This window comes from Corynebacterium sp. (assembly GCF_012838985.1).
Taxonomy (GTDB): Bacteria; Actinomycetota; Actinomycetes; order Mycobacteriales; family Mycobacteriaceae; genus Corynebacterium.
In genome coordinates this window covers 1-7,359 of record NZ_DUOE01000207.1, presented here as the reverse complement: position 1 = coordinate 7,359, position 7,359 = coordinate 1, and the positions used below count along the sequence as shown (strand labels likewise).

General features: G+C 69.7%; 7 protein-coding genes and 1 pseudogene. 2 read left to right on the top strand and 6 right to left on the bottom strand.

Annotation, left to right across the window (positions count from 1 at the left end; genetic code table 11):
• Nucleotides 1-50 precede the first annotated feature (50 nt).
• Complete coding sequence (gene deoD / locus GXZ33_RS11710; protein WP_291341308.1) at nt 51-761, top strand: purine-nucleoside phosphorylase; 711 nt, start codon at nt 51-53, stop codon at nt 759-761.
• On the opposite strand, the gene GXZ33_RS11705 is transcribed toward deoD, so the two are convergent.
• Genes GXZ33_RS11705 through GXZ33_RS11695 form a run of 3 tightly spaced genes read right to left on the bottom strand, consistent with a single transcriptional unit; the run spans nt 718 to nt 4,035 of the window.
• Nucleotides 718-2,142 (bottom strand): phospho-sugar mutase, encoded by a 1,425-nt coding sequence (locus tag GXZ33_RS11705; protein WP_291341306.1) that lies wholly within the window; start codon nt 2,140-2,142, stop codon nt 718-720. The two genes, deoD and GXZ33_RS11705, sit on opposite strands and share 44 nt — an antisense overlap.
• Entirely contained in the window at nt 2,139-2,783 is a 645-nt protein-coding gene (gene deoC / locus GXZ33_RS11700) for a deoxyribose-phosphate aldolase (protein WP_291341304.1), read from the bottom strand. Before deoC ends, GXZ33_RS11705 begins: the two co-directional genes overlap by 4 nt.
• 10 nt (nt 2,784-2,793) lie before the next feature.
• Nucleotides 2,794-4,035 (bottom strand): thymidine phosphorylase, encoded by a 1,242-nt coding sequence (locus GXZ33_RS11695; RefSeq protein ID WP_291341302.1) that lies wholly within the window; start codon nt 4,033-4,035, stop codon nt 2,794-2,796.
• A 23-nt stretch (nt 4,036-4,058) separates the two neighbouring features.
• Between GXZ33_RS11695 and GXZ33_RS11690 the strand changes: the two genes are divergently transcribed.
• Nucleotides 4,059-4,406, top strand: a complete 348-nt coding sequence (locus tag GXZ33_RS11690; protein WP_291341301.1) for a cytidine deaminase — start codon at nt 4,059-4,061, stop codon at nt 4,404-4,406.
• Nucleotides 4,407-4,479: 73 nt separating this feature from the next.
• Here GXZ33_RS11690 and rpsP read toward each other — a convergent pair whose 3' ends face one another.
• The 3 genes and pseudogenes from rpsP to glnD all read right to left on the bottom strand — a co-directional run.
• Nucleotides 4,480-5,004: a 30S ribosomal protein S16 gene (gene rpsP / locus GXZ33_RS11685; RefSeq protein ID WP_291341300.1), complete on the bottom strand. Its 525-nt coding sequence runs from the start codon at nt 5,002-5,004 to the stop codon at nt 4,480-4,482.
• 169 nt (nt 5,005-5,173) lie between these two features.
• A complete protein-coding gene (gene ffh / locus GXZ33_RS11680; RefSeq protein ID WP_291341298.1) occupies nt 5,174-6,799 on the bottom strand; it encodes a signal recognition particle protein in 1,626 nt (541 codons plus the stop codon).
• Nucleotides 6,800-6,841: 42 nt separating this feature from the next.
• Nucleotides 6,842-7,359 (bottom strand): annotated as a pseudogene (gene glnD / locus GXZ33_RS11675) ([protein-PII] uridylyltransferase); the annotation flags it as partial.

Below are 7,359 nucleotides of genomic sequence, written 5' to 3'. Positions count from 1 at the left end.
TCTGCTGCTGAGCATGCTGACGGGAGAGCGCCATGCCTGAGATGCCTGAGATGCCGGACACCCCGCACATCAACCCGCAGGGCGCGCCCATCGCTCGGACGGTCCTCCTGCCGGGTGACCCGCTGCGTGCGAAGTTCATCGCGGAGACCTACCTCGAGGACGTCGTCCAGTTCAACGCCGTGCGCAACATGCTGGGCTTCACCGGTACGTGGCAGGGGCACGAGGTGTCGGTGATGGGGTCGGGCATGGGTATCCCGTCGATCTCGTTGTACGCGCATGAGCTCATCCACGTCTACGGGGCGCAGCGTCTCATCCGCGTCGGTTCCTGCGGCGCGATGCAGGAGGACCTGGACCTCTACGAGATCATCGTCGCTCAGGGCGCCTGCACGGACTCCCGTTTCCTGGCGCAGTACCACCTGCCGGGCACCTTCGCACCGATCGCGTCGTGGACGCTGCTGAAGGCGCTCACCGATGAGGCGCAGCGGCAGGGTGTGGACGTGCACGTGGGCAACATCCTGTCCTCCGACATCTTCTACAACGCGGACGCGACCGCCATCTCCCGGTGGGCGTCGATGGGTGTGCTCGGCGTGGAGATGGAGTCCGCCGGTCTCTACGCCGTCGCCGCTGACGCGGGTGTCGACGCACTCGGGTTGTTCACCGTCTCCGACAACATCGTCACGGGTCAGGCGACCTCGGCCGCCGAGCGGGAGACCGCCTTCACCCGGATGATGGAGCTGGCGCTTCCGCTGTCAGCTCTGTGAGCCGCCGCTGCGCCTCGGCGCGGGTGGGGGCGACGGCCTCGAAGTAGTACTTGATCTTCGGTTCCGTGCCCGAGGGCCGCACGATGATGCGGTCCGGGCCGATCTCCCGGACCTGCATCTGCCCGCTCGGTTTTTCCACCCGCACCGCCACCTGCGTGGTCAGGTGGTGGCCGAAACGTTCGCCGAGGTCATGGAGCAGGGCCGCCAGATCGCTTCGCGACGCCAGCTCCGCCACCCTCAGGCACGCCGTGACACCGTCCTTGTCCCCCACCGCCTGCGGGTCGACGCAGTAGCCGAGGGCCTCCTCGTAGCCGTAGATGAGGTCCGGGACTCGGGCGATCCACTTGAAGCCGGTGGGGGTCTCCGCGAAGCCGAGGCCGTGGTGCGCGGCGATCTTCCGCAGCAGGCGGGAGGAGACGTCGGAGCAGGCCAGGGTGCCACGCGAGGCGCGGGAAGCGGTGTCCCAGCCGAGCAGCGCCCCGACCTCATCACCGGTGAACTGCCTGCCCGGCACCGCCACGGCGCAGCGGTCGGCGTCCGGGTCGAGCGCCAGGATGAGATCCGCCCCCACCTGCTCGGCACGGGCGAAGGCCAGGTCGAGGGCGCCGGACTCCTCCGGGTTGGGGAAGGCGACGGTCGGGAAGTCCGGGTCCGGGTGCTCCTGCGCGGTCACCGGGTGCACGTCGGTGAACCCGGCGCGGCGCAGTGCCTCGGCCAGCACCGCCCCGCCGACGCCGTGCATCGCCGTGGTGACGATGGTCGGCTGGGAGGAGGGGGCGTCGACAGGCGAGACCGCGCGGCTGAGGTACTCCTCGAGCACATCGACCCCGGTGATGTTCTCCCGCGACCGGGGTACCTCGTCGGCCCAGGGTGCGGCGTCGATGGCCGCGGCGATCTCCGCGTCGGTGGGCGGGATGATCTGCGAGCCGCTGGCGTCGTAGACCTTGTAGCCGTTGTCGGTGGCCGGGTTGTGGGAGGCGGTGATCATGACGCCGGCGTCGGCGCCCAGGTGTCGCACCGCGAACGCCGTCACTGGAGTCGGCAGCTGCGGCGGCAGGGCCAGGACCGTGATCCCGGCGGCGGAGAGCACCTCCGCGGTCGCCTCGGCGAAGGACGCTGAACCGTGGCGGGCGTCGCAACCCACGACCACCGTCGTCCCCGGCCCCAGCCAGGCGGCCAGCCCAGCGGTGGCGCGGGTGACGGTGGCGACGTTCATCGCGGTCTCCCCCGCCCCGATCGGCCCGCGCAGGCCGGCGGTGCCGAAGGTCAGGGGACCGTCGAAACGCGACTCGAGCAGGGGCGAACCGGTCTCCAGCCAGCGCCGGACCTCCGCCCGGGTCACCGGGTCCGGGTCGTGCGCGGCCCACTCCTCAGGGGTCACAGGCCTTCCAGCACGGCCGCCGTGGCGGAGCATCCCAGGCGGGTGGCACCGGCCTCGATCATGGCCAGGGCCGTCTCCGTGTCACGGATGCCACCGGAGGCCTTGATGCCCAGGAAGCCGCCGACGGTGGCGTGCATGAGCTCCACGGCGTGGATGGTGGCGCCGCCGGCGGGGTGGAAACCAGTGGAGGTCTTCACGAAGTCCGCGCCCGCCCGCTCCGCCGCGATGCAGCAGCGGACGATCTGCTCGTCGGAGAGCACGGCCGTCTCGAGGATGACCTTGAGCACCGTGTTCGGGATCGCGTCCCGCACGGCGCGGATGTCGGACTCCACGGCCTCGAACTCGTGCTCCATGGCGAACGTCAGGTTGATCACCATGTCCACCTCATCGGCACCGGTGGACACGGCCAGGGCGGCCTCGGCGGCCTTGATCTGGCTGTGGTGGGCGCCGGAGGGGAAACCGCACACGGTGGCCACCTTGAGGGTGTCCGGGGTGAACACGGGGAGGCGGGAGGGGGAGACACACACGGAGTACACGCCGAGGTCGACGGCGTCCTCGATGAGCCACTCGATGTCGGTGGCCGTGGCCTCCGGCGTGAGCAGGGTGTGGTCGATGTACTGGGCCAGTTCGCTGCGCTTCATACCTCCAGTTCTAGCCGATTCTCCCGTGGATGAGCGTGCGCGGGGTGGGCGGGGTGTCCCCGATGACCGGGGCGAGCACCTCCAGGGCACGGTCGAATCGCTCCGGGGTGTCGGTGTGGAGGGTGAGCAGCCGCTGCCCGCGCCTGACCTGTGTCCCCTGCGGCGCGTGGATCTCGACGCCCGCCCCCGCCTGCACCGGATCCTCCTTCCGGGAGCGTCCCGCGCCGAGCCGCCAGCTGGCCACCCCGACCTCCAGCGCGTCGAGCCCGGTGACGTACCCGTCCCTCTCCGCCACGACGTCGTGGGTGTGCCGGGCTACCGGCAACGGGGCGTCCGGGTCGCCGCCCTGCGCGGTGATCATCGCCCGCCAGGTGTCCATCGCGCGGCCGTCCCGCAGGGCGTCGGCGGGGTCGGCGTCGATGCCCGCCAGAGCGAGCATCTCCCGGGCCAGCGCCAGGGTCAGCTCCACGACGTCCTCCGGTCCTCCGCCCGCGAGCACCTCCACGGACTCCCACACCTCCAGCGCATTGCCGACGGTGCGTCCCAGCGGCGTCGACATGTCCGTGAGCAGTGCGCAACTGCGCACTCCCGCGTCCTCCCCCAGCTCGACCATGGTGCGGGCGAGTTCGCGGGCGTCGGCAAGCTCCTTCATGAACGCCCCCGACCCCACCTTGACGTCGAGGACCAGGGCGTCGGTGCCCTCGGCGATCTTCTTGCTCATGATCGAGCTGGCGATGAGCGGGATCGAGTCGACCGTGCCCGTGACGTCACGCAGCGCGTAGAGTTTCCGGTCCGCCGGCGCGAGATCCGCGGAGGCCGCCGCGACGAAACCACCGGGTGCGGCCCTCATCTCCGCCTCGCTCAGTTCCGCGCGCCACCCGGGGATCGCCTCCAGTTTGTCGAGCGTCCCGCCCGTGTGCCCCAGCCCCCGCCCCGACAGCTGCGGCACGAACACCCCGTGCGCCGCGACGAGCGGCCCCAGCGGCAGGGTGATCTTGTCCCCCACCCCACCCGTCGAATGCTTGTCGACACTGCCCTCCCACCGCATCCGCGTACCGGAGTCGATCATCGCGTTCGTCCAGTCGACGATCTCCCGCCGCTCCATCCCCCGCAGGAAGATCGCCATCGCGAGGGCCGCCATCTGCTCCTCGGCCACGCGCTCATGCGTGTAGGCGTCGATGACCCAGTCGATCTGCGCGGTGCTCAGGGCCGCACCGTCGCGTTTGGTGCGGATAATGTCGATCATGTCCATGCCCCCGATCCTAGGGAGTCCCCGTGCTGCTTGAAGCCGCCCGCCGCGCCGCCACCCACGCCTACGCCCCCTACAGCAACTTCCCCGTGGGTGCCGCCGTGCTCACCACCACCGGGGAGATCTTCACCGGCTGCAACGTCGAGAACGCCGCCTACGGCTCCACCCTCTGCGCCGAACGGGGCGCCGTCATGGCGATGGTCGCGGCCGGGTTCCGGGAGATCGACACCGTGGCCGTCGCCGGGCCGTCCGGTCCCTGCTGGCCCTGCGGAGCCTGCCGCCAGGTCCTCGCCGAGTTCGGCTGCCGCCGGGTGCTTGTCGACGACCACCAGGTCGACTTCGCCGACCTCCTGCCCCGGGCCTTCGGCCTCTGAGGGCGCTCACCCCCGTTGAATCAGAACAACCCCGCTCGAGAGCGGGGTTGATCACAGGTGCGGGGACGCAGAACTACTCTGCGGACTCCTCGGTGGCCTCCTCAGCCGGAGCCTCCTCGGCAGCCTCTGCCTCAGCCTTGGCGGCCTCCTCGGCGGCAGCCTTCTCGGCGGCCTCCTTCTCAGCAGCAGCCTTGGCCTCGGCCTCTTCCTTGGCCTTGCGCTTCTTCTCGGTGATGGCCTCAGCGGTCGGGCCCTCGTTGGCCTCAGCCAGAGCCTGGTTGAACAGGTCCAGCTTGGACGGCTTCTCCTCGGCCACCTTCAGGGTGCCCTCGGCGCCCTCGATGCCCTTGTACTTCTGCCAGTCACCGGTGACCTTCAGCAGAGCCAGCACCGGCTCGGTCGGCTGGGCGCCGACGGACAGCCAGTACTGTGCACGCTCGGAGTCGATCTTGATGACGGACGGCTCCTGCTTCGGCTCGTAGATGCCGATGTTCTCGATGACCTTGCCGTCGCGGCGGGTGCGGGCGTCAGCGATGATGACGCGGTAGTGCGGGGTGCGGATCTTACCGATACGCTGCAGCTTGATCTTGACAGCCATGTGGGGCTCCTCGTGAGTCACTGGGCAGTTCAGACACCCGCCTCCTGTCGGCGGGCCGGTTCAACCCTTGGATTTCACTGCGTGTGACTGACCGGCCGACCGTGGTCGGTGACGGTGTTACGCAGTAACCCGGAAAACTATACCGGGTCACCGCACGCGGAGGAAATCGCTACTTCTTACCCTGTCCGAAGTCGAGGTTGTCCAGGTCGATGCCCTCCATGCCCTTCGGCATCTTCGGCATGCCCGGGAGCTTGGGCATACCCGGCATGCCCGGCATCCCGCCGCCGGCCTCCATCTGCTTCTGCAGCTGCTGGAGCTGCGCCATGTCGGGCATCCCCGGCATGCCGCCGCCCGGCATGCCACCAGGCTGACGCATCGGACGACGCCTGCCGCCCTTGCCCTTGCGGCCCTTGGGACGCTTCTTGGTGGCGGAGCGGTTCATGCCGCCGCCCGGCATGCCGAACTGGCCGGCCATCTTGCCCATCATCTTCTTCGCCTCGAAGAAGCGGTCGACGAGCTGGTTGACCTCGGTGACGGTGACGCCGGAGCCGGCGGCGATGCGCTTGCGGCGGGAGGCGTTGAGGATCTTCGGGTCCTCGCGCTCGGCGGGGGTCATGCCGCGGATGATGGCCTGGATGCGGTCGAGCTGCTTCTCGTCGACCATGTCGGCCATCTGGTTCATCTGCTTGCCACCGGGCAGCATCTTGAGGATGTTGCCCAGCGGTCCCATCCGGCGGATCATGAGCATCTGGTCGAGGAAGTCCTCGAGGGTGAGCTCGCCGGTGCCCAGCTTGGCGGCGGTCTCCTCGGCCTTCTTCTGGTCGAGGACCTGCTCGGCCTGCTCGATGAGGCTGAGGATGTCGCCCATGCCGAGGATGCGGCTGGCCATGCGCTCCGGGTGGAAGACGTCGAAGTCCTCGAGCTTCTCACCGGTGGAGGCGAACATGATGGGCTTGCCGGTGACCTCACGGATCGACAGGGCGGCACCACCACGGGCGTCGCCGTCGAGCTTGGTCAGGACGACACCGGTGAAGTCGACACCGTCGCGGAAGGCCTGGGCGGTGTTGACCGCGTCCTGGCCGATCATGGCGTCGATGACGAAGAGGACCTCGTCGGGGTTGACGGCGTCGCGGATGTTGCGGGCCTGGGTCATCAGGGTCTCGTCGATGCCGAGGCGGCCGGCGGTGTCGACGATGACGATGTCGTGCTGGAGGCGGCGGGCCTCCTCGATGCCGCGCTTGGCGACGTCCACCGGGTCACCGTGGGAGGTGCCCATGTCGTGGTCGTGGGAGTCGATGGAGGTGCCCGGGTCGGGGGCGAAGGTGGGCACTCCGGCGCGCTCACCGACGATCTGCAGCTGCTGGACCGCGCCCGGTCGCTGCAGGTCACAGGCCACGAGCATCGGGGTGTGGCCCTGCTTGGACAGGTGCTTCGCCAGCTTTCCGGCGAGGGTGGTCTTACCGGCACCCTGGAGGCCGGCGAGCATGATGACCGTCGGCGGGGTCTTGGCCAGGGTCATGCGGCGGGTCTCGCCGCCGAGGATCTCGACGAGCTCCTCGTTGACGATCTTGACCACCTGCTGCGCAGGGTTGAGCGCCTCGGAGACCTCGACGCCGGCCGCACGCTCCTTGATGCGCTTGATGAATCCGCGCACGACGGGCAGGGAGACATCCGCCTCCAGCAGCGCGAGGCGGATTTCGCGGGCGGTGGCGTTGATGTCCGCCTCGGTCAGTTTGCCCTTGCCGCGGAGCCCGGTGAGGGCACCGGTCAGGCGGTCTGAAAGAGATTCGAACACAGGGACACTCTCCTACGCGATCGACACATGAACTCCCCCATGCTAACCGTTCCCGAGCACGCGGGTCACATCCCTGTCCACCTTACGGCGGTCGACGACTCCCGGGAGTGCCACCTGGACGATCATCGTGGCCCCCGGCGTGGTGAGCGAGAGCCACTCGAACTCCGGCAGGACACCCAGCAGCGCGGCGAGCGCCCCGACGCGCACGACGGTGCGGACCTCCAGGACCTGCCCGTGCCACGACACCCACGTCGGCGCGGGAGGTGGGACCGGCAGGGTGGTGTGCACGCCGGACTTGTACGCCTGGATGAAGGCGGCGGTGTCGAGGTCGTCGAGCTTCTCGACGGTCGGCCGGGCGTCGAACTCCGCGTGCTCCCCGACGATGCGCACGGCGCTGAGCTTCCACGCCTTCGCGACGAGCAGGGCGAGGATGCTGCGCGGTTCGTGTCCGCGGGCGGCGATGGTGACCACCTCGCCCTCGCGCCGCAGGGTCAGCTGCTCCGGGGCGTGGACGTGCGGGCGCAGCGGGGTGGCGGGGACCAGGGCACGGCGGGCCCGGT

Coding starts and splice junctions, on each gene's coding strand:
- deoC (WP_291341304.1), bottom strand. CDS start 2,783: ATGAAGCGCAGCGAACTGGCCCAGTACATCGACCACACCCTGCTCACG.
- deoD (WP_291341308.1), top strand. CDS start 51: ATGCCGGACACCCCGCACATCAACCCGCAGGGCGCGCCCATCGCTCGG.
- rpsP (WP_291341300.1), bottom strand. CDS start 5,004: ATGGCTGTCAAGATCAAGCTGCAGCGTATCGGTAAGATCCGCACCCCG.
- GXZ33_RS11695 (WP_291341302.1), bottom strand. CDS start 4,035: ATGGACATGATCGACATTATCCGCACCAAACGCGACGGTGCGGCCCTG.